26 protein-coding genes and 1 riboswitch are annotated in these 22,659 nt (G+C 74.4%); of the genes, 7 read left to right on the forward strand and 19 right to left on the reverse strand.

The genetic code is table 11. From position 1 onward, the window contains the following. Positions 1-121: 121 nt before the first annotated feature. The 6 genes from M3673_RS00070 to M3673_RS00095 all read right to left on the reverse strand — a co-directional run bounded on the left by M3673_RS00070 (position 122) and on the right by M3673_RS00095 (position 4,380). Positions 122-1,168 carry an ATP-binding protein gene (locus M3673_RS00070; protein WP_251530683.1) on the reverse strand — a complete coding sequence of 349 codons (1,047 nt, stop codon included), beginning with the start codon at positions 1,166-1,168 and terminating at the stop codon, positions 122-124. A 53-nt stretch (positions 1,169-1,221) separates the two neighbouring features. Beyond that, positions 1,222-2,025: an RNA methyltransferase gene (locus M3673_RS00075; protein ID WP_251532747.1), complete on the reverse strand. Its 804-nt coding sequence runs from the start codon at positions 2,023-2,025 to the stop codon at positions 1,222-1,224. After that, positions 2,022-2,414 (reverse strand): 50S ribosomal protein L20, encoded by a 393-nt coding sequence (rplT, locus tag M3673_RS00080; protein ID WP_056862816.1) that lies wholly within the window; start codon positions 2,412-2,414, stop codon positions 2,022-2,024. The genes M3673_RS00075 and rplT overlap by 4 nt, the downstream gene beginning before the upstream one ends. Before the next feature lie 96 nt (positions 2,415-2,510). After that, positions 2,511-2,705, reverse strand: a complete 195-nt coding sequence (gene rpmI / locus M3673_RS00085; protein ID WP_056862815.1) for a 50S ribosomal protein L35 — start codon at positions 2,703-2,705, stop codon at positions 2,511-2,513. Positions 2,706-2,759: 54 nt separating this feature from the next. Beyond that, positions 2,760-3,593, reverse strand: a complete 834-nt coding sequence (gene infC / locus M3673_RS00090) for a translation initiation factor IF-3 (RefSeq protein ID WP_308196063.1) — start codon at positions 3,591-3,593, stop codon at positions 2,760-2,762. 253 nt (positions 3,594-3,846) lie between these two features. Next, entirely contained in the window at positions 3,847-4,380 is a 534-nt protein-coding gene (locus tag M3673_RS00095; protein ID WP_251530685.1) for an SseB family protein, read from the reverse strand. A 142-nt stretch (positions 4,381-4,522) separates the two neighbouring features. Between M3673_RS00095 and M3673_RS00100 the strand changes: the two genes are divergently transcribed. The 7 genes from M3673_RS00100 to M3673_RS00130 all read left to right on the forward strand — a co-directional run bounded on the left by M3673_RS00100 (position 4,523) and on the right by M3673_RS00130 (position 10,527). Then, positions 4,523-5,344, forward strand: a complete 822-nt coding sequence (locus M3673_RS00100) for an ABC transporter permease (protein ID WP_056862814.1) — start codon at positions 4,523-4,525, stop codon at positions 5,342-5,344. After that, positions 5,332-6,159: an ABC transporter ATP-binding protein gene (locus M3673_RS00105; RefSeq protein WP_251530686.1), complete on the forward strand. Its 828-nt coding sequence runs from the start codon at positions 5,332-5,334 to the stop codon at positions 6,157-6,159. The genes M3673_RS00100 and M3673_RS00105 overlap by 13 nt, the downstream gene beginning before the upstream one ends. Next, positions 6,156-7,211 carry an ABC transporter substrate-binding protein gene (locus tag M3673_RS00110; RefSeq protein WP_251530688.1) on the forward strand — a complete coding sequence of 352 codons (1,056 nt, stop codon included), beginning with the start codon at positions 6,156-6,158 and terminating at the stop codon, positions 7,209-7,211. Before M3673_RS00105 ends, M3673_RS00110 begins: the two co-directional genes overlap by 4 nt. After that, the gene (locus M3673_RS00115; protein WP_251530690.1) at positions 7,211-8,389 is read left to right on the forward strand and encodes an LLM class flavin-dependent oxidoreductase; all 1,179 of its coding nucleotides are present in this window, start codon (positions 7,211-7,213) and stop codon (positions 8,387-8,389) included. The genes M3673_RS00110 and M3673_RS00115 overlap by 1 nt, the downstream gene beginning before the upstream one ends. A 92-nt stretch (positions 8,390-8,481) precedes the next feature. After that, a complete protein-coding gene (locus M3673_RS00120; RefSeq protein ID WP_251530692.1) occupies positions 8,482-8,997 on the forward strand; it encodes a hypothetical protein in 516 nt (171 codons plus the stop codon). Positions 8,998-9,017: 20 nt separating this feature from the next. Continuing rightward, the gene (locus M3673_RS00125; protein ID WP_251530694.1) at positions 9,018-9,590 is read left to right on the forward strand and encodes a 4-amino-4-deoxy-L-arabinose transferase; all 573 of its coding nucleotides are present in this window, start codon (positions 9,018-9,020) and stop codon (positions 9,588-9,590) included. Between the two features lie 10 nt (positions 9,591-9,600). After that, positions 9,601-10,527 carry an aldose 1-epimerase family protein gene (locus M3673_RS00130; protein ID WP_251530695.1) on the forward strand — a complete coding sequence of 309 codons (927 nt, stop codon included), beginning with the start codon at positions 9,601-9,603 and terminating at the stop codon, positions 10,525-10,527. A 103-nt stretch (positions 10,528-10,630) separates the two neighbouring features. Here the strand turns inward: M3673_RS00130 and M3673_RS00135 are convergent, their stop codons facing one another. From M3673_RS00135 to M3673_RS00195, 13 genes are all read right to left on the reverse strand, one after another. Continuing rightward, positions 10,631-11,104: a PH domain-containing protein gene (locus tag M3673_RS00135; RefSeq protein WP_056862811.1), complete on the reverse strand. Its 474-nt coding sequence runs from the start codon at positions 11,102-11,104 to the stop codon at positions 10,631-10,633. After that, a complete protein-coding gene (gene hisG / locus M3673_RS00140; protein WP_193666496.1) occupies positions 11,088-11,954 on the reverse strand; it encodes an ATP phosphoribosyltransferase in 867 nt (288 codons plus the stop codon). Before hisG ends, M3673_RS00135 begins: the two co-directional genes overlap by 17 nt. Positions 11,955-11,977: 23 nt before the next feature. Next, entirely contained in the window at positions 11,978-12,241 is a 264-nt protein-coding gene (locus M3673_RS00145) for a phosphoribosyl-ATP diphosphatase (protein ID WP_056862810.1), read from the reverse strand. Positions 12,242-12,372: 131 nt separating this feature from the next. Continuing rightward, positions 12,373-12,861 (reverse strand): 6,7-dimethyl-8-ribityllumazine synthase, encoded by a 489-nt coding sequence (gene ribH / locus M3673_RS00150; protein WP_056904338.1) that lies wholly within the window; start codon positions 12,859-12,861, stop codon positions 12,373-12,375. Beyond that, the gene (locus tag M3673_RS00155; protein WP_251530697.1) at positions 12,858-14,249 is read right to left on the reverse strand and encodes a bifunctional 3,4-dihydroxy-2-butanone-4-phosphate synthase/GTP cyclohydrolase II; all 1,392 of its coding nucleotides are present in this window, start codon (positions 14,247-14,249) and stop codon (positions 12,858-12,860) included. The genes ribH and M3673_RS00155 overlap by 4 nt, the downstream gene beginning before the upstream one ends. After that, positions 14,246-14,929: a nicotinamide mononucleotide transporter family protein gene (locus tag M3673_RS00160; RefSeq protein WP_251530699.1), complete on the reverse strand. Its 684-nt coding sequence runs from the start codon at positions 14,927-14,929 to the stop codon at positions 14,246-14,248. Before M3673_RS00160 ends, M3673_RS00155 begins: the two co-directional genes overlap by 4 nt. Beyond that, on the reverse strand, positions 14,929-15,570 hold the full coding sequence (locus M3673_RS00165) for a riboflavin synthase (protein ID WP_193666498.1): 642 nt from the start codon (positions 15,568-15,570) through the stop codon (positions 14,929-14,931). The genes M3673_RS00160 and M3673_RS00165 overlap by 1 nt, the downstream gene beginning before the upstream one ends. Next, entirely contained in the window at positions 15,570-16,643 is a 1,074-nt protein-coding gene (gene ribD / locus M3673_RS00170) for a bifunctional diaminohydroxyphosphoribosylaminopyrimidine deaminase/5-amino-6-(5-phosphoribosylamino)uracil reductase RibD (protein WP_251532748.1), read from the reverse strand. The genes M3673_RS00165 and ribD overlap by 1 nt, the downstream gene beginning before the upstream one ends. A 167-nt stretch (positions 16,644-16,810) precedes the next feature. Continuing rightward, a riboswitch (FMN riboswitch) is annotated at positions 16,811-16,940 on the reverse strand. Between the two features lie 223 nt (positions 16,941-17,163). Next, positions 17,164-17,658: a maleylpyruvate isomerase N-terminal domain-containing protein gene (locus M3673_RS00175; protein ID WP_193666499.1), complete on the reverse strand. Its 495-nt coding sequence runs from the start codon at positions 17,656-17,658 to the stop codon at positions 17,164-17,166. A 3-nt stretch (positions 17,659-17,661) separates the two neighbouring features. Further along, positions 17,662-18,357 carry a ribulose-phosphate 3-epimerase gene (gene rpe, locus M3673_RS00180; RefSeq protein ID WP_193666500.1) on the reverse strand — a complete coding sequence of 232 codons (696 nt, stop codon included), beginning with the start codon at positions 18,355-18,357 and terminating at the stop codon, positions 17,662-17,664. 72 nt (positions 18,358-18,429) lie between these two features. Beyond that, positions 18,430-20,097 (reverse strand): RecQ family ATP-dependent DNA helicase, encoded by a 1,668-nt coding sequence (locus tag M3673_RS00185; protein ID WP_251530701.1) that lies wholly within the window; start codon positions 20,095-20,097, stop codon positions 18,430-18,432. A 140-nt stretch (positions 20,098-20,237) separates the two neighbouring features. After that, positions 20,238-21,206, reverse strand: a complete 969-nt coding sequence (gene ligD / locus M3673_RS00190; protein WP_251530703.1) for a non-homologous end-joining DNA ligase — start codon at positions 21,204-21,206, stop codon at positions 20,238-20,240. A 71-nt stretch (positions 21,207-21,277) separates the two neighbouring features. Further along, positions 21,278-22,627, reverse strand: coding sequence for a transcription antitermination factor NusB (locus M3673_RS00195; RefSeq protein ID WP_251532749.1), 1,350 nt, complete (start codon positions 22,625-22,627; stop codon positions 21,278-21,280). Positions 22,628-22,659: the final 32 nt, after the last annotated feature.

A 22,659-nucleotide genomic window follows, 5' to 3' on the forward strand; every position in this document is an offset into this window, starting at 1 on the left:
GACGTGGTCAGTCTAGGAAGCCGCGGCCCCCGCCCGCGAACCGGTTGCCGGCCCTGGACGACGCCGTGCCCCCGCGCCCGGCCCGTGGACGACCGCCGCGCCGGGGCAGCCCCGACCGGGGTCACTCCGGTCGGCGGTCCTGGCTGGGCCAGGTGAGCACGATGCTGGCGCCGCCGCCGGGGGCGTCGCCGATGCTGACCGTGCCGCCGTGGGCACGGGTCAGGCCCCCGACGATGTACATGCCCAGGCCGGTGCCGCCACGCGCCCCGCCCTTCCAGAACTTCGTGAAGACGCGGCGCCGCAGGTCGAGCGGGATGCCCTCGCCCTCGTCCTGCACGACGACCCGGACCCCGGCGTGGTCGTGGTCGGGGCCGAGCGGGTCCAGGGTCACCGACACCGTCCCCTCGCCGTGACGCACGCCGTTCTCGACCAGGTTGGTGACGACCTGGGTGAACTTGTCGGGGTCGGCGGAGATCTCCGGCAAGTCGGCAGCGACGTGCAGCACCACCGGGCGCGAGGTGCCGGCCTGCACCGACTCCACGATGCGCCCGGTCAGCACGGCGGCGTCGCTGGGGCGGGGGTAGAGCTGGAGTCGCCCGGTGTCGATGCGGGCGACGTCGAGCAGCTCGGCGATGAGACGGCTCAGCCGGTCGGAGTCGGCGCTGACGGTGGTGAGCATCAGCTTCTTCTGGTCGTCGCTCAGCTTGTCCCAGCGGTTGAGCATGGCCTGGACGAAGCCCTTGACCCCGGTGAGCGGGGAGCGCAGCTCGTGGGCCACCGTGGCCACCAGGTCGGAGCGCTCCCGGTCGAGCCGGGCCCGGCCGCGACCGGAGCGGAGGGTGACCACCACGCTGCTCACGGGGCGGTCGAGCGCCGGACGGTGGATGCGCGCGGCCACGAGCACCTCGGTGCCGTCGGGCAGCAGCCACGACTGCTCCGGCACGGCCGTGCGCGTCGCCAGCCCCCGGTAGGGGCAGTTGTGGTCGAACCACGCCGCGCCGTCCTGGTCCTGGAGGGCCAGCACCTCGGCCAGGCCGCGGCCCACCGCGTCGAGGGCGCTGCGGCCGAGCATCTGCACCGCCACGCGGGAGACGAGTGTGACGCGGCCCTCGGCATCGGCGACGACGACACCGTCGGGCAGGGAGTCGGCGAGCTGCTGGGCGTCCACGCCGCCCACCCTAGGCCCCGGCGAGGCACCCCACCGGCTGCCCGAGGGACGGGTCAGACGCGGTGCGCGCGGGCGGAGGCGTAGAGGCAGAGCGCCGCGGCGGTGGAGAGGTTGAGGCTCTCGGCCCGCCCGAGGATCGGGATGCGGACCCGGTGGTCGGCCAGTGCCGCCAGCTCCTCGGGCAGTCCCCACGCCTCGTTGCCGAAAAGCCACGCGGTGGGGGCCGCCAGCAGGTCGTCGGCCTCGAAGAGGTCGACCTCGCCGGCGCCGTCGGCGGCGAGGACCTGCAGCCCCGCGGACTGCGCGCGGCGTACGGCGTCGGCCGGGTCGGCCGCCACGGCGACCGGCACCTGGAACAGGCTGCCGACGCTGGCGCGCACCGTCTTGGGGTTGTAGGCGTCGACCGAGCTGCCGGCCAGCACCACGGCTCCGGCTCCGGCGGCGTCGGCCGTGCGGACGACCGTGCCGGCGTTGCCGGGGTCGCGCACGTCGGCGCAGAGGGCGACTAGGCGGGGCGCCGGGTCGAGCAGGTGCTCCAGCGGCCGGTCGAGGAACCGGCACACCGCCACGACCCCCGCCGGGTTGACGGCGTCGCTCAGCGAGGCCAGGGCGCGCTCGTCGACGAGGGTCCAGGCCGCCTCGGCCGCTGTGGCCGCGGCGGACAGCGCGGCGTGGCGCTCGGTGGCGGCGGGAGTGGCGAAGACCTCCACCACGCATCCGGGCACCACGATCGCCGACTCGACGGCCTTCGGACCGTCGGCAAGGAACAGCCGCCGCTCGGATCGGGCCGAGCGGCGGCTGAGCTTGCGCGCTTCCTTGACACGACCGTTGCCGGTCGTCAGGGGGACGGTGGTCAGGCCGAGGCCTCCGCCTTGGGCGCGTTGACGTCGGCGGGCAGGGCGGCCTTGGCCGTCTCCACCAGCGCGTTGAACGCGGCGACGTCGTTGACGGCCAGCTCGGCGAGGATCTTGCGGTCGACCTCGACGCCGGCCAGGTTGAGGCCCTGGATGAAGCGGTTGTAGGTCATGCCCTGCGCACGCGCGGCGGCGTTGATGCGCTGGATCCACAGCTTGCGGAAGTTGCCCTTGTTCTTGCGGCGGTCGTTGTAGCTGTAGACCAGGGAGTGGGTGACCTGCTCCTTGGCCTTGCGGTACAGGCGCGAGCGCTGGCCGCGGTAGCCGCTGGCGCGCTCGAGGGTCGTCCGGCGCTTCTTCTGGGCGTTCACTGCCCGCTTGACGCGTGCCACGTTGTTACTCCTTGTTGCGGTGGAAGATCTGAGGTGGTGCCGACCGGGTCGGCGTGGGCGGTCGCGACGGGCGCGGCCGCCAGGGGCGGACGAGGGTCAGAGACCCAGCATCTTCTTGGCGCGCGGGACGTCGGCCTTGGCGACCTCCACGGTGCCGGTGAGGCGACGCGTGACCTTGGAGGCCTTCTTCTCCAGGTTGTGGCGCTTGCCGGCCTTCTCGCGGAGGATCTTGCCCGAGCCGGTCACGCGGAAGCGCTTGCCGGCACCGGAGTGGCTCTTGTTCTTCGGCATCTGTATCTCTCTCTCGTCGTCAGCCACGGGCACGGTGGTGCCCCGGCGGGAGTCTCAGGCCTCGATCTCGGGATCGAGGTTCTCGGAGCGTCCACGCTCCTTCTTCTTGGCCACGGGCCCGGCGGCGTGGGCGGCGTCGCGCTCCGCGCGCTCACCGGCCTCGAGCGCGGCACGCTCGGCGGCCTTGTTGTCCTTCTGGGCCTGCATGTCGACCTTGGCCTCGGCCTTCTTCTTGTGCGGGCCCAGGACCATGATCATGTTGCGGCCGTCCTGCTTGGGCGAGGACTCCACGAAGCCGAGCTCGGTGACGTCCTCGGCCAGACGCTGCAGCAGACGGAAGCCCAGCTCGGGACGGTGCTGCTCACGACCGCGGAACATGATCGTGATCTTGACCTTGTCCCCGGCGCGGAGGAACCGCACGACGTGACCCTTCTTGGTCTCGTAGTCGTGGGCGTCGATCTTCGGACGAAGCTTCATCTCCTTGATGATCACGTTCGTCTGGTTGCGACGGGCCTCGCGCGCCTTCTGGGCGTTCTCGTACTTGAACTTGCCGTAGTCCATGAGCTTGCAGACCGGCGGGCGGGCCATCGGGGCGATCTCGACGAGGTCGAGGTCGGCTTCCTGGGCAAGGCGCAGCGCGTCGGCGGTGGGAACGATGCCGACGGTCTCGCCACTGGGGCCAACGAGGCGGACCTCGGAAACCCGGATCCGGTCGTTGATTCGAAGCTCGGTGCTGATGTGTCCTCCTGGTTGGGATCTGTCCGGAGGCCTCGCGCCGTCCACGCTCGGCGTGGAAATGAACAAAGGCTCCCGCTGGTGACCCAAGCGGAAGCCAGTCGCGACACGCCTCCCCTGCCGGGTGACGCATCCTCTGCCGAGGTCCTGCACCGTGCTGGCACGACGCGTGGTGGATCCTCGGTAGACCGGTGACCCGACGACCTGTGCCTCGGACTGCTCCGTGGCGGCGGTCGGTGCGGGTGGGAGACGTGTGCTGCTGGTCCCCGCTTGGAGATCGCCCCGTCGCAACGTGCACGGCGGAACTGATCGGTCAACACCGAACCCTAGCCGAGCATTCCGACGCCGCGCCAATCAGCGGAGCCGTCGGCCGGGCCGGGCCAGCCGGCCGGGTCAGCCGGCCGGGTCAGTCGGCCGGAGGGTCGGCGTCGGGCCGCACCCATCCCGAGCGCTCGCCGACGCGCGCCAGCGTCCACCCGGCCGCCAGCGCCTCGAGGTCCTGACCCTCGATCGCCACCACCACCGGGCCGGCCAGGTCGACCACGAGGGCGGCGGCCTCCTCCTGCACCGCCGACCGCGCCGCACCCGACGCCGACACCGGCACCGGCCGGGCCTGCGGGTCCCAGGCCGCCATGGTCTCCAGCGAGGTGAAGGCCAGCAGGGCGCGCCGCCCGTCGCGGCCGGTCATCAGCACCGCTGCCATGTCGCTGGTCTTGTCGTGGGCCAGGCCGGCGTCGTCGACCTCGACCTCGCCGAGCACGGCCACCACCGGCACCAGCAGGCGCGAGGTCGACAGGGCCGCGAGGGCGTCGACGTAGGCACCGCGGTCGGAGGAGTACGCCGCCAGGGCCGCCACCACGTCGGGGGCGGCACGCCCGTCGTCGTCGGGGAAGGCCGGTCCCTGCAGCTGGCGGGGCAGGCCGGGCGGCTGGTCGCTCACCGGCCCATCCTCCCCGACACCGCGGCGCGCGGCGAACCGGGGCGAGACCGGGTGGGGCGGCCGCGCGGCTCGACATGTGATCCACAACGTAAGTCGAGTGTCTGAGTTGACTTACAGGTATTGCTTTGCAGAGGGTGGAGCCATGACCGTGACCCCCGTGCTCGCCGGCCCGGCCGCGCCCACCCCCACGACCCCACCCCCACGACCCCTGCGACGTCCCCGCCTGCGGCACTTCCGCCGGTGGGTCTCCCCCCTCGTCATCCTCACGCTGTGGCAGCTCGCCAGCAGCACGGGGCTCCTCGACCCCCGCACCATGGCCTCGCCCGCGCAGATCGCCGTGCAGGCGGTCGAGCTGGTGCGCGACGGGACACTGGGCCCAGCCGTGCTGACCTCGGTGCAGCGCGTCGTCCTGGGCTTCCTCATCGGCGCCGTCATCGGCGTGGTCCTCGCCGTGCTGGCCGGTCTGAGCCGCGTCGGCGACGACGCGGTCGACCCGCCGATGCAGATGCTGCGCACGCTTCCCCACCTCGGGCTCGTGCCGCTGTTCATCATCTGGATGGGGCTCGGGGAGACCCCGAAGATCGCCCTGATCGCGATGGGGGTGATGTTCCCGCTCTACCTCAACACCCTCGGCGGCATCCGCAGCATCGACCGCAAGACGATGGAGGTGGCCAAGGCGCTGCACCTCACGCGGGCCCAGCGGATCCGTCACGTCGTCGTGCCGGGCGCCATGCCGCAGACCCTCGTCGGCCTGCGCCAGAGCCTGGGCATCGCGTGGCTCACCCTCATCGTCGCGGAGACCCTCAGCGCCACCTCCGGGCTCGGGTTCATGATCAACAACGCCCGGGAGTTCCTCCGCATCGACGTCATCGTCGTGGGCCTCGTGGTCTACAGCCTGCTCGGCCTGCTCACCGACGTCGTCGTCCGCCACCTCGAGAGAAGGGCCCTGTCATGGCGTTCCTGAAGTCCCGCTCCGCCCAGGGCGAGAGCCGCTCGGCCCGACGGGGGGCCCCGGCCCTCGACCCGTCGCTGGTCGCCCGGGTCCGCTCCCACCACCGCTCCTTCGGCCAGACCCACGTGCTCAAGGACGTCGACCTCGACATCGCCCCCGGCGAGTTCGTGGCCCTCCTGGGTCGCAGCGGCTGCGGCAAGTCGACGCTGCTGCGCAGCCTCGCCGGGCTCGACCCCGCCCCCGTCGACGAGGTGCAGGTCAGCGGACGCACCTCGGTGGCCTTCCAGGAGCCGCGACTGCTGCCGTGGCGCGACGTGCGCGAGAACGTCGCCCTCGCGCTGCTCAACGCCCCCGAGCGCGCCGAGCGGCACCGCCTGGCCGACGAGCGGATCACCGAGGTCGGCCTCAGCGGCAAGAGCGACGCCTGGCCGCTGCAGCTCTCCGGCGGGCAGGCCCAACGGGTCTCCCTGGCCCGCGCGCTGGTCAGCAACCCCTCGCTGCTGCTGCTCGACGAGCCCTTCAGCGCCCTCGACGCCCTGACCCGCATCGAGATGCACCAGCTCGTCATCGACCTGTGGCGACGCCACTCCATGGCCATCCTCATCGTCACCCACGACGTCGACGAGGCGCTCGCCCTGGCCGACCGCCTCATCGTGCTCGACGAGGGCAAGGTCGCCGACTCCTGGCAGATCACCCTGCCGCGCTCCGACCGCGACCACTCCCAGCCCGAGATCGCCCGCACCCGCTCCGCGGTGCTGCAGGCCCTCGGCGTCAGGCCCACTCCCCCCAACCCGAACCGTCAGACCCAGAAGCAAGGTGCCGCATGAACCACGTCTCCCCCACCTCCCTCCGCCGCGTCCGCCGTCGAGGCCTGCTCGCCGGCGCCGTCGCCGCCGGGCTGCTGCTCACCGGCTGCGGTGGCGGCACGGGCAACGAGGACGCCGTCGCCGACGACGGCTCGGTCGACCTCAGCAAGGTGACCCTCATCGTCGGCGACCAGCGCTCCAGCAGCGTGCGCGCGCTCCTCGAGGCGGCCGACCTGGCCGACACGCCGTACGACATCGAGTGGAAGGAGTTCACCTCCGGCCCGCCGATGCTCGAGTCGATCAACGCCGGGGCCGTGCACGTCGGGCTCGTCGGCAACACCCCGCCGCTCTTCGCGGCCGCGGCCCAGGGGCAGTTCAAGATGGTCCAGGCCGTCACGTTCTCCGGCAAGGGCGACGCGATCCTCGTGCCGAAGGACTCCCCCATCGAGTCGGTGGCCGACCTGGCCGGCAAGGACGTCGGCGTGGCCGTCGGCAGCTCGGCCAACTACAACCTGCTGGCCCAGCTCGGCGAGGCCGGCGTGGGCTACGACGAGATCGAGGTCAAGAACCTCCAGCCCGCCGACGCACTCGCCGCCTTCACCTCCGGCAGCCTCGACGCCTGGGCGGTGTGGGACCCCTTCACCTCCCAGGCCGTCATCGACGAGGGCGCCCGGGTGCTCGTCGACGGCGAGGGGCTGGTCAACGGCTACAACTTCCAGGTCGCTTCCGACGAGGCCATCGACGACACCGCGACCGCGGCGGCCCTCGAGGACTACCTCGCCCGGGTCACCGAGGCGCAGCTGTGGTCGGGCGAGCACCAGCAGGAGTGGGCCGACGTGTGGGCCGAGCAGACCGGCCTGACCCCCGAGGTCACGCTGGCCGCGGCCAAGCAGCGCCCGGTCACCATCGTGCCGATCGACGAGGAGGTCGTCGCCTCGGAGCAGGAGATGGCCGACGCCTTCACCGAGAACGGGCTGCTGCCGGAGTCGGTGGACGTGGCCGACTACTTCTCCGACGCCTTCAACGACGTCACCGCCACCCAGCAGAGCCCGACCGCCGGAGCGGCCCGCTGATGCCGGGCGCGAGGCTCCACTGGTTCCTGCCGACCTCCGGCGACAACCGGGGCCTGGTCGGGGCCGGGCAGGGTGTGCCGGCCTCCGTGCGTGCGGGTCTCGACGAGACCGTCACCCACGGCTTCCGCGCCCCGAGCATCGACTACCTCGCCCAGGTCGCGCGTACGGCGGAGCAGCTCGGCTTCGAGGGGGTGCTGACCCCGACCGGCACGTTCTGCGAGGACGCGTGGCTGACCACGGCGGCGCTCATCCGCGAGACCACGCGGCTGAAGTTCCTCGTCGCCTTCCGACCCGGCGTGGTCAACCCGGTGCTGGCCGCCCAGATGGCCGCGACCTACCAGCGCATCTCCGGGGGCCGGCTGATGCTCAACGTCGTGACCGGCGGTGAGCCGCGCGAGCAGGCGCGCTTCGGCGACACCGCGGCCAAGGAGGTGCGCTACGCCCGCACCGAGGAGTTCCTCGCCGTGGTGCGCGGCACCTGGTCGCAGGCGCCCTTCGACTTCGACGGGGACCACTTCCGCGTGGAGGGGGCGATGGTCAGCGGTGGCATCGACCCGGTGCCCGACGTCTACTTCGGCGGCTCCTCCGGGCCGGCCGGCCCGGTCGCGGCCAAGCACGCCGACGTCTACCTGACCTGGGGCGAGCCGCCGGAGCTGGTGGCGGAGAAGATCGCCTGGATGCGTGAGCTCGCCCGGGCCGAGGGACGCACGCTGCGCTTCGGGCTGCGCGTGCACACCCTGTCGCGTGACACGAGCGAGGCCGCCTGGGCCCACGCCCAGACGCTGCTCGACGGCCTCGACCCCGCCACCGTCGCCGGGGCCCAGGAGGCCCTGCGGGCCAGCGAGTCGACCGGGCAGCAGCGGATGCTCGCCCTGCGCGACGGGCGCACGAGCTTCGACTCCGCGCGTGAGCTGGAGGTGTCGCCGAACCTGTGGACCGGCGTCGGGCTCGTGCGTGGCGGGGCCGGCACCGCGCTGGTGGGCAGCCACGACGAGGTCGCCGCCCGCATCGCCGACTACCACGCGGTGGGGGTGGACGAGTTCATCCTGTCCGGCTACCCGCACGTGGAGGAGGCCTACTGGTTCGCCGAGGGGGTCATGCCTCGACTGGCCGCCCTGGGCGTCACCGGAGCGGCCACCACGACGCGCGGTCGCGAGGCGGTCGCCGCGGGGCGCTGAGGCACCGAGCACGCCGCACCACGCACGCGGCACCACCCGACCCCGGGCCTCGCACGAGGCCCGGGGTCGCTCGCGTGTGTCAGGCTGGAGGGGTGGACGACGCCGCCTGGGCCGCACTGACCCTCACCCTCACCGCGCTGGGCGCGGTGGGCACCTGGCTGGTCTGGCGGCGACGCGGCCCGGCCCCCGCCCTGCGGATCGGCGGGCTGACCCTGCTGCCCCTGGCGGCCTACCTCACCGACACCCTGCAGATGGCCACCCGCATCGGCACCGCGGTCTCCGACTGGGCGGCAGGCCTCGTGCTGAGCCCGGTCGTGTGGACCGGGATCGTGCTGGCCGGCGTGGGGGTCGGCCTCGTGCTGCTCGCCGGGTCGCTCACCGCCCGCGGCATCGGGGTGCGCGGCGTGCAGCGCGAGGGCGCCCTGGGCCCGGCCCGCGGCGCGGCCCCCGCGGGCGCCGACGGCTCCGCCGCACCGACCCGCGCGACCCGGACGAGCCGGGCCGAGCGGAAGGCCGCCACCGCGAGCGGGGCCGGCAAGGGCGAGCCCGCCATCGACGACGACCTCGCCGACATCGAGGCCCTGCTGCGCAAGCGCGGCATCTCCTGACCCCCGCCCGGAGCGCCCGGGTGGTGCTCGACCTGGCCCGGGAGCGGGCGCCACGGCTGGCCGGCTCGCGGCTGGTGTGCCTGGACGGGCCGGCCGGGTCGGGCAAGACCACCCTGGCCGTGGCCCTGGCCGACCTGGCGACCTCCGCGGGGCTCGACGCCCACGTCGTCCACATGGACGACCTCTACGACGGCTGGGAGGGGCTACCCCGCGTCGGCGAGGCGCTCGCACCGCTGCTGGGCCCCCTCGCCACCGGGGCCCCCGGCCGCTACCGCCGCTACGACTGGCACCGGGCGGCCCTCGCCGAGACCGTGACCGTGCCCCCGGCCCCGTTGCTGGTGCTCGAGGGCGTGGGCTCGGGCCTCGCCGCGTGGTCGCACCACCAGACCCTGCTGGTCTGGGTCGAGGCCCCGTCGGCGCTGCGACTGGCGCGCGGCCTCGAGCGCGACGGGGCCGACCTGGCCGACCGGTGGCGGGCGTGGCGCACGGCCGAGGACCTCCACCACACCGCCGACCGCACCCGGGAGCGGGCCGACCTCGTCGTCGACGGCACCGGCCGGACGCCTCCCGGGCCGCCGGGCGAGGCGCCCTAGGGTGGGGCCCATGCGTGCTCCCAGCGGTGACCAGTTCGAGATCGCCGGCGGCGGCTACCGCGCCGTCGTCACCGAGAGCGGGGCCGCGCTCCGCACGCTCGAGCACGCCGGGCGTCCCCTCGTCGACGGCTTCGCCGAGGAGGAGATGACCTCCGGCGGGCGCGGCCAGCTGCTCATGCCCTGGCCCAACCGGCTGCGCGACGGCCGCTACCGCTGGGGCGGACGCGAGCACCAGCTCGCCCTGACCGAGCCCGGCCGCGCCAACGCCTCCCACGGGCTCGTGCGCTGGGTGGCCTGGACCGCCGAGGAGCACACCGGCCACTCGGTGTCGCTGTCCTACCGCCTCATGGCGCAGAGCGGCTACCCCTGGACGCTGGACCTGCACGTCGTCTACGACCTCTCCGCCGACGGGCTCACCGTGACCCAGACCGCCAGCAACACCTCGACCACGCCCGCGCCGTGGGCCAGCGGGGCCCACCCCTACCTCCGCGTCGGCGCCGGCCCCGTCGACCCCCTCGAGCTCACGCTGCCGGCGGCGACCCGGATCCTGGTCGACCCCGAGCGGCTGCTGCCGGTCGGCACCGAGGAGGTCGAGGGCACGACGTACGACTTCCGGGTGGCGCGGCCGCTGCGCGACCTGCCGCTCGACGACGGCTTCACCGACCTCGTGCGCGACGACGACGGCACCGCCACCGCGGTGCTGCGCGACCCGCGCTCCGGCGAGGGCGTGGCGCTGTGGGTCGACCGCCACCACACCGCGCTGCAGGTCTACAGCGCCGACGAGGTCGCCGCCACCGCGCGGCGCTCGCTGGCCGTGGAGCCGATGACGGCTCCCGCCGACGCCTTCTCCTCCGGCACCGGTGTCGTCACCCTCGGCGCCGCGGGCGAGCCCGACGACTCCTTCTCCGCCACGTGGGGCATCCGGGCGCTGGACTGAGCCGCCGCGCACCACTTACCGACCGTTGCGACCACTACCCGACTGTCGTGACGGTCGGGTAGTGGTCGCAACGGTCAGTAGGACGTGCCGGTCGGGGCGCAGCTCAGCGGGGCAACTCGGCGGCCAGGGCGCGGAGCTGGCGGGCGTGGGCCTGGGCGCGGGCGCCGTCGGAGCCCTGGATGCCCATCACCGCGGCGGTCGTGCCGTCGGCGAGGTCGAGGGTGACCCACGGGGCACCCGGCGGGAGGTTGACCGAGACGATCTGCGGCCAGCTGTACTCGCGGCGGCGGTAGCCGTTGACCACGATCAGCCGGTCGCGCTCGGCCACGACGCGGGAGCGCACGAGGGCGAACATGCAGGCGTAGCCCAGCCCCACCAGCACGAAGAGCGTGCCGATCTGGAAGGCCGTGAACTTGGCCTGGGTCTCGTCGTCGAAGCTGAACCACGCGGCGGCGAACATCGCGAGCAGGCCGACGCCGAGCACCGCGCCGACGATGCGCGGGCCCAGCGGGCGCCAGGTGTGGGGCAGGGTGGGCGCGAGGTCGCGTCGCGCCGGACCCTCAGAGGCGGCAGGCATGGATGTCGGTGGTGAGGATGCCGCGGGCGCCGACCTGCCAGAGCTCGTCCATGAGGCGCTGGGCACCGCTGCGCGGCACCATCACCCGCACGGCCGACCAGCCCTCGCGGTGCAGCGGGGCCACGGTGGGGCTCTCGATGCCGGGGGTCAGGGCGACCGCGGCGGCGACCGCCTCGCTGGGGATGTCGTAGTCCATCATCACGTAGGAGCGGGCCACCAGCACGCCCTCCACGCGACGGCGGAAGACCTCGAAGCCGTCGGGAGCGGCCGCGCCGGAGCGGGTGATGACCACCGCCTCCGACTCCAGGATCGTCTCGCCGAAGACCTCGAGCCCCGCCTGGCGCAGCGTGCTGCCGGTCTCGACGACGTCGGCGATCGCGTCGGCCACACCGAGCTGGATGCTGGTCTCCACGGCCCCGTCGAGGCGGATCACCGTGGCCTCGATGCCGCGCTCGGCCAGGAAGGACCGCACGACCCCGACGTACGACGTGGCGATGCGGGCGCCCTGGAGCTGCGCCAGGTCGGTGAACGCACCGCGGGGGCCGGCGAAGCGGAAGCGGCTGCGGCCGAAGCCCAGGCGCATGGCCTCGTCGGCCTGCGCCCCGGAATCCTGGAGCAGGTCGCGCCCCGTGACCCCGACGTCGAGGGTGCCCTCGCCGACGTAGAGCGCGATGTCGCGCGGGCGGAGGTAGAAGAACTCCACGCCGTTGTCGGCGTCGATGAGGGTGAGCTGCTTGGAGTCGTCGCGCTGGCGGTAGCCCGCTTCGCGCAGGATCTCCGAGGCCGACTGCGACAGCGAGCCCTTGTTGGGCACCGCGACACGCAGCAGCGGGGTGGCGGGAGAGGTCATCGGGTCGGCCTTCGCGGGTGCGGTCACAGGTGGGCGTAGACGTCGTCGAGCTCGAGGCCGCTCGCCAGCATGAGGCACTGGGCGTGGTAGAGCAGCTGGCTGATCTCCTCGGCCGTGCGCTCCTTGCCCTCGTGCTCGGCCGCCATCCACGACTCCGCGGCCTCCTCGACCAGCTTCTTGCCGATGGCGTGCACGCCAGCGTCGAGCTGGGCCACGGTGCCGGATCCTGCGGGGCGGGTCCGGGCCTTGTCCTGCAGCTCGGCCCACAGCTCGTCGAACGTCTTCACAGCAGAGCAGCCTAGGCGGTGCCGTCGCGGCGGCCTACGACGGGACCGCGCGACGGCACCCGCCGTGGCCTGGGCCACGCCGTCCGGGGCGACTGCGGCCCGACTGCAGCCCAGCTGCGGCCCGGGAGGGATCAGGCCAGCCGACCGCGGCGCAGCCGCTTGAGCACGTGCGCGGTCTGGAGCGCGGCCGAGGTGGCCTCGTGGCCCTTGTCCTCCTTCGAGCCCTCCAGGCCGGCGCGGTCGAGCGCCTGCTGGTCGTCGTCGCAGGTGAGCACGCCGAAGCCGACCGCGACCTGGTGGTCGAGCGCGACCCGGGTCAGGCCGTCGGTGGCGGCGTTGCACACGTAGTCGAAGTGGGGCGTGCCGCCGCGCACGACGACACCGAGCGCGACGACCGCGTCGTAGCCCTGGGCGGCCAGGGTCGCGGCCACGACGGGGAGCTCGAAGGTGCCGGGCACCCGCACGACCAGCGGGTTGCCCACGGAGTACTCCTCCAGGGCACGGTGGGCACCGGCGAGCAGGCCGTCCATGACCTCGGTGTGCCAGCTGGCCGCGACGACGGCGACGCGCAGGTCGGAGGCGTCGACGGCCTCGGGGGTGGGTGCTCCGTGGCCGCTCATCGGGTGGCTCCGTTCGTCTCGAGGTCGGTGCCGGCCACCGTGCTGGTGCCGGCTGCGGGGTCTGCTGCGGGGGCCGGGACCTCGCTGTGGAGGTCGGGCAGGACGTGGCCCATCCGGTCACGCTTGGTGAGCAGGTAGGCCAGGTTGTGGTCGTTGGGGTGCGGGGTGAGCGGCACGCGCTCGGCGACGGTGATGCCGAAGTCCTCGAGGTTGCTCACCTTGTCGGGGTTGTTGGTCATCAGGCGCACGCTGGCCACGCCCAGGTCGCGCAGGACCTGGGTCGCGGTGCCGTAGTGGCGGGCGTCGGCGGGCAGGCCGAGGTCGAGGTTGGCGTCGACCGTGTCGCGCCCGCCGTCCTGCAGGGCGTAGGCCTGGAGCTTGGCCAGCAGCCCGATGCCGCGACCCTCGTGGCCGCGCAGGTAGATCACCACGCCGCGCCCCTCGGCGACGACGCGCTCGAGGGCCTCGTCGAGCTGCGGCCCGCAGTCGCAGCGGTGGCTGCCGAAGACGTCGCCGGTGAGGCACTCGGAGTGGACCCGGGTCAGCACCGGCTCCTCGCCGGAGAGGTCACCGTGCACGAGGGCGATGTGCTCGGAGCCGTCGACGGTGATGCGGTAGCCCACGGCGGTGAAGTCGCCGGCGCGGGTGGGCAGGCGGGTCTCGGTGACCCGCTCGACGAGGTTCTCCACCCGGCGGCGGTGCCGCACGAGGTCCTCGATGGAGATCATGGCCAGGTCGTGCTCGTCGGCGAAGGCGCGCAGCTCGGGGGCGCGCTTCATGGTGCCGTCGTCGTTGACGACCTCCACCAGCACCCCGGCGGGGGTCAGCCCGGCGAGGCGGGCCAGGTCGACCGCCGCCTCGGTGTGGCCGCGGCGCACGAGCACACCGCCCTCGCGGTAGCGCAGGGGGAAGACGTGACCGGGGCGGGTCAGCTCCCAGGGCTCGGTGGCGGAGTCGGCGAGCACCCGGGCGGTGTGGGCCCGGTCGGCGGCCGAGATGCCGGTGGACACGCCGTCGCGGGCGTCGACGGAGATCGTGTAGGCCGTGCGCAGCTTGTCCTTGTTGTGCGGCGTCATCAGCGGGATCTCGAGCCGGTCGAGCATGTCGGCGGGCATCGGCACGCAGATCACGCCGCTGGAGTGGCGGATGGTGAAGGCCATCAGCTCGGGGGTCGCCTTGGCCGCGGCGAAGATGATGTCGCCCTCGTTCTCCCGGCCCTCGTCGTCGACGACCACGACGGCCCGGCCCGCCGCGATGTCGGCGATGGCGCGCTCGACGCTGTCGAGGCGCACGCCGCCGTGCTGCTCGGCGTGCTGCGCGGTGTAGGCGTCGACCAGGGGCTCGGCCTGCTCGACCGGCTCGTCGTGGGGTGCGGGGGTCTGGGTCATGCGTGTGCTCCTTCGAGGGCGGTCGTCTCCTCGACGACCGTGCGGGTGGCGCGCCACCAGGTGACGAGCCCGGCGACGCAGAAGCCGCCGTAGAACAGGTACATGCCGGCGGTCGGGTAGTAGCCGGCCCGGACGAGGGTGGTGACGCCGACGGCGTCGACGGCGATCCACACCAGCCAGAACTCCACCCAGCCGCGCGCCATGCCGTAGGTCGCCAGCAGCGAGCCGGCGAGGATCCAGGCCTCGGTGGCGGGGCTGTAGGAGCCGATCCGCGCCAGCACCTCGTGGGCCACGGCGTAGCCGACCGCCGCGAGGGCGAGCAGCTGGAGCCGCTCGGCCCCGGTGGCCCAGCGCGGCGCGATCGCCCCGCCGTCGCTGCCGGAGCGGGCGTGGCTCCAGCGCCACCAGCCGTAGACGCCGGCCACGGCGAAGAACACCTGACGCCCGGCCTGGCCCCACAGCGGCTCGGCGACGGTGCCGCTGATCTCGCCGCTCACGAAGACGGTGAAGAGCAGCGCGTTGCCGACCAAGCCGACCGGCCAGGCCCAGGTGAGGCGGCGCATGCCCAGGAGGGCGCTGGCCAGGCCGAAGCCGTTGCCCACGACCTCGCGCACGCTGAGCGCTCCCCCGCCGACCGGGATCGAGCCGTGCAGCAGCCACTGCACCACGGCGTCGAGCATCAGGTGCCCTCCCCGAGGCGGCGCACCAGCGCGTCGAGGTGACCGCCCACGAGCAGCTTCTCGACGTGCTTGGCCAGCACGTCGGCCTCGAGGTTGACCCGGTCGCCGACGCGGCGCGAGCCCAGCGTGGTGCGCGCCAGGGTCTCGGGGATCAGGCTGACGGTGAAGCTGCGCTCGCCGGCCTCGACCACGGTGAGGCTGACGCCGTCGACGGTGATGGAGCCCTTGTCGACCAGGTAGCGGCCCAGGTCGCCGCCGGGCCCCTGCGGCAGGGAGACCTCGACGACCTCCCAGTGCTCGCTCGGGGTGCGACGCAGCACCTCGCCGACGCCGTCGACGTGGCCCTGCACGATGTGCCCGCCCAGCCGCTTGTCGGCGGTGACCGCACGCTCGAGGTTGACCCGGTCGCCCGGCGCGACGCCGCGCAGGCCGGTCTTGTCGAGGGTCTCCTGCATGACGTCGGCGGTCCAGGTCGTGGCCGTGCGCTCCGCGACGGTCAGGCAGCAGCCGTTGACCGAGATCGAGTCGCCGAGACCGGCGTCCTCGAGCACGACCGAGGCCTCGACGGTGAGGCGGATCGCGTCGCCCTGCTCCTCGACGGCGGCCACGGTGCCGAGCTCCTCGACGATTCCGGTGAACATCAGCGGGTCCCTCCTGGGATGGGCGCCGGCGGGGCGGCCGGCTGGTCGACGGGGTGGTCGGACCCGCGCGGGGCGGGCACCAGGGTGAGGCGTACGTCGGGCTGCTCGCCCGCCACGCCCTCGATGACGGTGACGTCGGTGAGCACCGGTCGCAACGCTGCGGCGACGGTGCTGATTCCGAGGTCGCCCACGGCGCTGGCGCCCGCACCCAGCAGCACGGGGGCGACGTAGGCGACGATCTCGTCGACGAGCCCGGCGCGCACGAACGCCGCGGCCAGGCGCGGGCCGCCCTCGAGGAAGACGTGGCGGCGCTCGAGCCCGGCGAGCTGGGCCAGCGCGGCCCGGGGGTCGCGGGTGCGCAGGTGCACGGTCTCGGCGGAGCCGTCGAGGACCCGGCGACCCGGCTCGAGGTCGCTCTCCCCCATGACGGCGCGCAGCGGCTGGCGCTCCAGCGGGCGGTCCTGCTCGTCGCGCACGGTGAGCGCGGGGTCGTCGGCGGCCACCGTGCCGGTGCCCACGAGCACGGTGTCGGCGAGGGCGCGCAGCCGGTGCACGTCGCGGCGGCTGGCGCGCCCCGAGATCCAGCGGCTGGTGCCGTCGGCGGCCGCGCTGCGCCCGTCGAGGGTGGCCGCCAGCTTCCAGGTCACGAAGGGGCGGCCGTGCTCGACCGCGAAGGTCCACACCCGGTTGAGCGCGCGGGCGTCGTGCTCGAGCAGGCCGGCCTCGACCACGAGGCCGGCCGCACGCAGGGTCTCGGCGCCGCCCCGGGCCACCGGGTTGGGGTCGGACTGGGCGTAGACGACCCGGCGTACGCCGGCCTCCACCAGCGCCTGCGCGCACGGTCCGGTGCGGCCGGTGTGGTTGCAGGGCTCCAGGGTGACCACGGCGGTGGTGCCGCGAGCGGCCGCTCCCGCGCGGGCCAGCGCGTCGGCCTCGGCGTGGGGCGTGCCGGCCCCGCGGTGGAAGCCCTCGGCCACGGTGGCGCCGTCGTCGGCGAGCAGGACGCAGCCGACCCGCGGGTTCGGCGACAGCGGCACGCCCGGGGTGGCGGCCAGGGCGAGGGCGCGACGCATGGCCGCCGCCTCGTGCCCGGCGCCGTCGGTCCGACCGGTGCCGTGCCCGGCGTCGTGTCCGGTGCCGTGCTCGCTGCTCACCGCCGCCCCTCTCTGGTCCGTGCTCGGACTCCGGGGCTGACTGCGGTGGTCGACGACGGCACGCGTCGCGTGCGCCGACGGGTCACCTGCGTGCACTTCCCATCCGGACTTTGACCGTCGGTCCAGGAGTTCCACCTGGTCAACCGGTCACTGGAGGTGACCGGGTCGCGGACTTTCACCGCCGGCTCGGATTTTCACCGACCCCAGAGCACGCGAGCAATGTTGACTCGTCAGGTGCAGTTTAACCACACCCGTGTCGTCCGCGGGTGTGAGCACCCGCACAGCGGGGTCGGCGTAGCGGTCCGGGCAGGCGGCCGGGGGCCTGCGACCGGGGCGCGTCATGCGGACCGTGGATGCGCCTCCAGCCCTCGCATGACGCCGGCAGGGACACGCGGCAGGCGGGCACGGGCGGCGGCACAGGCGGCCGGGGTGGCGCTGCTCAGGCGGTGGCGTCCTCGCGGCGGCCGAAGGGCAGCAGCGCCAGGCCCTGGCGGTCCAGGCCGGCGGGGTCGGCGGCGTCGCCCTCGAGGCGTGCGAAGCCCTCCTCGGCGTAGAGCGTGTCGCCGGCCTCGCGCGCGAGCACCTCGAGGAAGGTCAGCTGGTCCTCGCCCAGGCGCAGGTCGGCCTCCAGGGCGCGTGCGACGTCCCAGGCGTGGAGGGTCAGCTCGAGGGTGTCGTAGGGCGCGGTGGCGGCCAGGGCGGGGTCGTCGGGGATGGCGGCGGCGTAGGTGGCCATCAGGTCGCCGGTGACGTCGCCGGCCAGGTGCGCCCCGAGCACGTGCTCGTGGTGCTCGAGGACGTGGGTCACGACGTCGGAGACCGTCCACCCCGGGCAGGAGGGCACGGGCCTGACCAGGTCGGCCGCACCGACGCGGTCGAGCACGGCGCGGAAGGTGTGGGCGGCGCGCAGGTAGGTGGCCTGGAGGGTCGGCACGGCTCAGGCCCCCGGCACGTCGGTGCCCGTGGCCGCGGCGCCCGTGGCGGCCTCGGCGGCCGCGCGCAGGCGGCCCACCATCTCGTCGGGGTCCTCGGCGGAGTAGACCGCGGAGCCCGCCACGAAGACGTCGGCGCCGGCCTCGGCGCACCGCTCGATGGTCTCCAGCGAGACGCCGCCGTCGACCTGGAGCCAGGTCTCGACGCCGTGGCGCTCCAGCAGGGCGCGGGTGCGGCGGATCTTGGGCAGCACCAGGTCGAGGAACGTCTGACCGCCGAAGCCGGGCTCCACGGTCATCAGCAGCACCATGTCGAGCTCGGGCAGCAGGTCGGCGTAGGGCTCGATCGGGGTGGCCGGGCGCAGGCCCATGCTGGCGCGACCGCCGGCGGCGCGGATCTCGCGGGCCAGCCGCACCGGCGCACGGGCCGCCTCGACGTGGAAGGTCACCGAGGCGCAGCCGGCCTCGACGTACGCCGGGGCGTGGGAGTCGGGGTCCTCGATCATCAGGTGCGCGTCGAGGGGCAGGTCCGTGGAGCGCGCGAGGGCCTCGACCATCGTCGGGCCGAAGGTCAGGTTGGGCACGAAGTGGTTGTCCATGACGTCGACGTGCACCCAGTCGGCGCTGCCGATGCGGCCCACCTCCTCGCCCAGGCGGGAGAAGTCGGCGTTGAGGATGCTCGGCGTGATCTGGATGCCCACGGGGGGTGAGCCTAGGCGAGGGCCGGGGTCGGGGCCCCCCGGGGGCGGGCTCGCGGGGAAGGCCCGACCGGCTCAGCCCGCGGCCAGCAGGTCGTGGTCGCGCACGACGTCGAGGGCCAGCGTGCGGTAGCCGACGCTGTCGAAGAGCACGGTGACCCGGTCGGCCTCCAGCTCGGTGACCACACCGTCGCCGAACTCGGGGTGGTGCACCTGCTCCTGCAGGCGGTAACCCACCTCGTCGGGGTCGACCGCGTCGGGGACGACGCCGGCACGGCAGGTGTCGCAGCGCCCGCAGGGCCCGTCGAGCTGCTCGCCGAGGTACTCCACCAGCACCTGGGAGCGGCAGCGGTCGGTCTCGGCGTAGTGGCGCACCAGCTCCACGCGGGAGCGCTCCAGGTCGCGGCGGCGGGTGGCCAGCTCGCGGGCGGCGTCGACCCCGGTGCCCCGCCCGGACTCCTCGGCGTCGCGCAGCAGGTTGACCAGGCGGCCCGCCTTGCGACGACCGCAGCCCACCCGCTCGCCGACGAGCTCGACGGGGTCGAGGTCGGCGACGTCGTCGTCACCCTCGGCGCGGGCCGCGTCGAGGGCGTCGAGCGCGGCCCGGGCCTTCCTCAGGTCGCCCCGCGACGGCACGGTGGCCGAGAAGAACCGGCCCAGCGCCAGGTCCTCCTCGCGGTGCACCAGGGTCGCGGTGGCGTCGGCGCCGTCACGACCGGCCCGTCCCGCCTCCTGGTAGTAGGTGTCGGGCGACTCCGGCGCGTGGGCGTGCACCACGAAGCGCACGTCGGGCTTGTCGATGCCCATGCCGAAGGCCGAGGTGGCCACGACGATGTCGACCCCGCCGCCGACGAAGGCCTCCTGGGTCTCGCGGCGCCGGCGGTGGGCCAGACCCGCGTGGTAGGCCTCGACCGTGCGCTCGCCGAGGCGCTCGTCGGCGCGCAGCAGCTCGACGTAGCGCGCCGTGGCCGGGCGGGTGCGGCAGTAGACGATGCCCGCGGCGTCGGGGGGCCCGGCGAGGGCCGCGTCGAGCACCGCACGCTCCTGCTCGTCCTCGCCCGCGACGCGCACCACGTCGAGCACGAGGTTGTCACGGGCGAAGTCGGTGACGACCAGGCGCGGGTCGCGCAGCTCGAGCCGCTCGGCGATCTCCTCGCGCACCGGCGGCGCGGCGGTGGCCGTCATCGCCACCACCCGAGGGCGCCCCGAGGGGCTGGCCTCGCGGTCGCCCAGCTCGTCGAGCAGGGCGCCGAGGCGGTGGTAGTCGGGCCGGAAGTCGTGCCCCCACGCCGAGACGCAGTGCGCCTCGTCGACGGCCACCAGACCCGGGCGGGCCACCGCGAGGCGGCGGCGTACGTCGTCGAGCGCCAGCTGCTCGGGGGCGAGGAAGAGGAAGTCGAGCTCGCCGGCCTCGGCCGCGGCGAGCACCTCCTCGCGCCGGGTGGCGCTCTCGGCCGAGCTCAGCCGGGCCGCCCGCACGTCGCCGCGCAGCGCCTCGAGGTGGTCGACCTGGTCCTGCTGCAGGGCCAGCAGGGGCGAGACCACGAGGGTCAGCCGCTCCAGGATCGTGCCGGCCAGCTGGTAGGTCAGCGACTTGCCCGCGCCCGTGGGCGAGATCAGCAGCACGTCGTGGCCCTCGAGCAGCGCGGTCGTCGCCTCGAGCTGGCCCGGCAGCAGGTCGGCGTGGCCGAAGACGTCGTGGGCGGCGCGGCGGACTCGGTGCTCGGTGGCGGAGGAGGTCACCTGCCCACCCTCGCCCGGCGCCGCCCTCCCGCGGACCGCCCGCAGGGGTGGAGGGGCCGCGCGGTCTCACCCCTTCGGCCCGCCCCACCCCGGCCCCCTGGTCCCCCGGCCCTGGCCTGCGCCCTGGCGCCGGAGCGGGCTCAGTCCTCCGGGTCGGCCGGCGGGGACGCCCCGTCGCGCTCGTCACGTGCGGCCCACTCGAGCAGCGGTGCGAGGTCGAAGGGGTGCTCACCGTCGTCGAGCCCCGCGTGCAGGTCGCCGAGCTCGGCGAAGCGGGCCGGGACCGTGGCGATGGTGAAGTCGCGCGGGTCGGCGTCGTCGACCTCGTCCCAGCGGATCGGGGTCGAGACGCGGGCGTCGGGCAGTCCGCGCACCGAGTACGCCGCTGCGATCGTGTGGTCGCGGGCGTTCTGGTTGTAGTCGGGGAAGACCGCGCGGGGGTCGCGGTCCTTGCGCCACCAGGTGGTCGTGACGTCCTGCGGGCTGCGCCGCTCCACCTCGCGGGCGAACGCGAGCGCGGCGCGGCGTACGTCCTTGAAGCCGTGGTCCGGCGCGATCCTCACGTAGACGTGGAGGCCCTTGCTCCCGCTGGTCTTGGGGAAGCCGGTGGCCCCGAGGTCGTCGAGCACCTCGTGGGCGACGTGGGCGACCCGGCGCACCGTGTCGTAGTCGCACTCGGGGCCGGGATCGAGGTCGATGCGCCACTCGTCGGGCTTCTCGGTGTCCTCGCGGCGGCTGTTCCACGGGTGGAATTCCACGGTCGACATCTGCACCGCCCACACCACCGCGGCCAGCTCGGTCACGCACAGCTCGTCGGCCGTGCGGTCCCACCGGGGGAAGTGCAGCCGGACGGTCTCGACCCAGTCCGGCGCCCCCGCCGGCAGCCGCTTCTGGTGCACCTTGGGGCCGGCCAGGCCCTTCGGGAAGCGGTGGAGCATGCAGGGGCGGTCCTCGAGGGCGTGCACGATCCCGGGCCCCACCGCGAGGTAGTACTCGACCAGGTCGAGCTTGGTCGCGCCCGACTCGGGGAAGTACACGCGGTCGGGGTTGCTGACCCGCACCACCCGGCCCTCCACCTCGACCTCGACCGCGGGTGCCTTCGTCGCCATGGCTCGACCTTAGGCGTGTCAGCGCGGTGACGAGGGGCGGGCCGCCGCGGGCACGTCGTCGGCGGGGCGCCCTACGGCGTGCCGGGGGCGCGCAGCAGGGCCATGAACATCGCGTCGGTCTCGTGGCGGTGGGGCCACAGCTGCAGCGTGCCGGGCAGGGGCCCGGCCGCGTCGACGACCTGCGGGAGCTGCGCGGCGAGGTCCTCCAGCACCACCCCCGGACGCTGGGCCAGGACCGAGGAGACCACCTCGGCGGTCTCGGCGAGGATCGGCGAGCAGGTGGCGTAGAGCACCACGCCTCCGGGACGCACCAGGTCGAGGGCCGAGGTCACCAGCGCGCGCTGGAGCAGCACGAGGGTCAGCAGGTCGTCAGGGCGGCGGCGCCAGCGCGCCTCGGGACGCCGGCGCAGCGCCCCGAGCCCGGTGCAGGGTGCGTCGACCAGCACCCGGTCGAAGGAGCCGTGGCGCCACGGCGGGGCCGTGCCGTCGGCCGTCACCACGCCGAGCACCCCGTCGGCACCGCGCAGGGCGCGCGCCACCAGCCGGGCGCGGTGGGGCTGCCGCTCCCCCGCCACCAGCGTGGCGCCACGCCGGGACGCCAGGGCGGCCAGCAGGGCCGCCTTGCCGCCAGGACCGGCGCACAGGTCGAGCCAGCGCTCGTCGGGGCCCTCGAGGGGTGCCTGCGCGAGGGCCTCGGCGACCAGCTGGGAGCCCTCGTCCTGCACCCCGGCGCGCCCCTCGGCGACCGCCGCCACCTCACCCGGGTCGCCGCCCTCCAGCACCACGCCGTACGGCGAGAGCCGGGTCGGCGTGCCGGGCAGCTCGTCGCGGGTCGAGCGACCCGGGCGCGCGACCAGCGTGACCCGCGGCGCCACGTTGTCGGCCGCGAGCAGGTCCGGCAGCTCGCCCGCGGCCTCTCCCAGGGCGCGGCGCAGTGCCGCCACCACCCAGGTGGGGTGGCTCCACGCGATGGAGGCCTGCTTGTCGTCGCTCGCGGCACGGGGCGCGAGCTCGGCGACCCACGCCTCGAGGTCGCGCTGGGCGACCTTGCGCAGCACGGCGTTGCTGAAGTTGCCGGCGCCGTGGCTGACCTTGCCGCGCACCAGGTCGACCGTGGAGCTGATCGCGGCGTGGTCGGGCACCCGCATCGACAGCAGCTGGTGCACCCCCAGTCGCAGGGCGTCGAGCACCTTGGCCTCGATCTTGCGCAACGGCCGGTCGGCGCAGGCGGCGATGACGGCGTCGTAGGTGCCCTGGCGGCGGATCGTGCCCGAGACCAGCTCGGTGGTGAAGGCGGCGTCGCGGCCGCTGAGACCGGCCTCGCGCAGGACGCCGGGCAGCACCAGGTTGGCGTAGGCGTCGTCGACGCGCACGGCCTTGAGCACCTCGAGCGCCGCCAGGCGTGCCGGGTCGGCCCGCACCTGCCCCCCGGCCGGCCGCCGCGCGGGCGGAC

The organism is Nocardioides sp. P86, from assembly GCF_023712465.1.
Classification (GTDB): Bacteria; Actinomycetota; Actinomycetes; order Propionibacteriales; family Nocardioidaceae; genus Nocardioides; species Nocardioides kribbensis.

Bases quoted from the DNA above. Each gene is read 5' to 3' on its own strand.
- rpmI (WP_056862815.1), bottom strand. From the start codon at position 2,705: ATGCCGAAGAACAAGAGCCACTCCGGTGCCGGCAAGCGCTTCCGCGTG.
- M3673_RS00100 (WP_056862814.1), top strand. From the start codon at position 4,523: ATGACCGTGACCCCCGTGCTCGCCGGCCCGGCCGCGCCCACCCCCACG.
- M3673_RS00105 (WP_251530686.1), top strand. From the start codon at position 5,332: ATGGCGTTCCTGAAGTCCCGCTCCGCCCAGGGCGAGAGCCGCTCGGCC.
- M3673_RS00110 (WP_251530688.1), top strand. From the start codon at position 6,156: ATGAACCACGTCTCCCCCACCTCCCTCCGCCGCGTCCGCCGTCGAGGC.
- M3673_RS00115 (WP_251530690.1), top strand. From the start codon at position 7,211: ATGCCGGGCGCGAGGCTCCACTGGTTCCTGCCGACCTCCGGCGACAAC.
- M3673_RS00130 (WP_251530695.1), top strand. From the start codon at position 9,601: ATGCGTGCTCCCAGCGGTGACCAGTTCGAGATCGCCGGCGGCGGCTAC.
- M3673_RS00135 (WP_056862811.1), bottom strand. From the start codon at position 11,104: ATGCCTGCCGCCTCTGAGGGTCCGGCGCGACGCGACCTCGCGCCCACC.
- hisG (WP_193666496.1), bottom strand. From the start codon at position 11,954: ATGACCTCTCCCGCCACCCCGCTGCTGCGTGTCGCGGTGCCCAACAAG.
- ribH (WP_056904338.1), bottom strand. From the start codon at position 12,861: ATGAGCGGCCACGGAGCACCCACCCCCGAGGCCGTCGACGCCTCCGAC.
- M3673_RS00155 (WP_251530697.1), bottom strand. From the start codon at position 14,249: ATGACCCAGACCCCCGCACCCCACGACGAGCCGGTCGAGCAGGCCGAG.
- M3673_RS00160 (WP_251530699.1), bottom strand. From the start codon at position 14,929: ATGCTCGACGCCGTGGTGCAGTGGCTGCTGCACGGCTCGATCCCGGTC.
- M3673_RS00165 (WP_193666498.1), bottom strand. From the start codon at position 15,570: ATGTTCACCGGAATCGTCGAGGAGCTCGGCACCGTGGCCGCCGTCGAG.
- ribD (WP_251532748.1), bottom strand. From the start codon at position 16,643: ATGCGTCGCGCCCTCGCCCTGGCCGCCACCCCGGGCGTGCCGCTGTCG.
- ligD (WP_251530703.1), bottom strand. From the start codon at position 21,206: ATGGCGACGAAGGCACCCGCGGTCGAGGTCGAGGTGGAGGGCCGGGTG.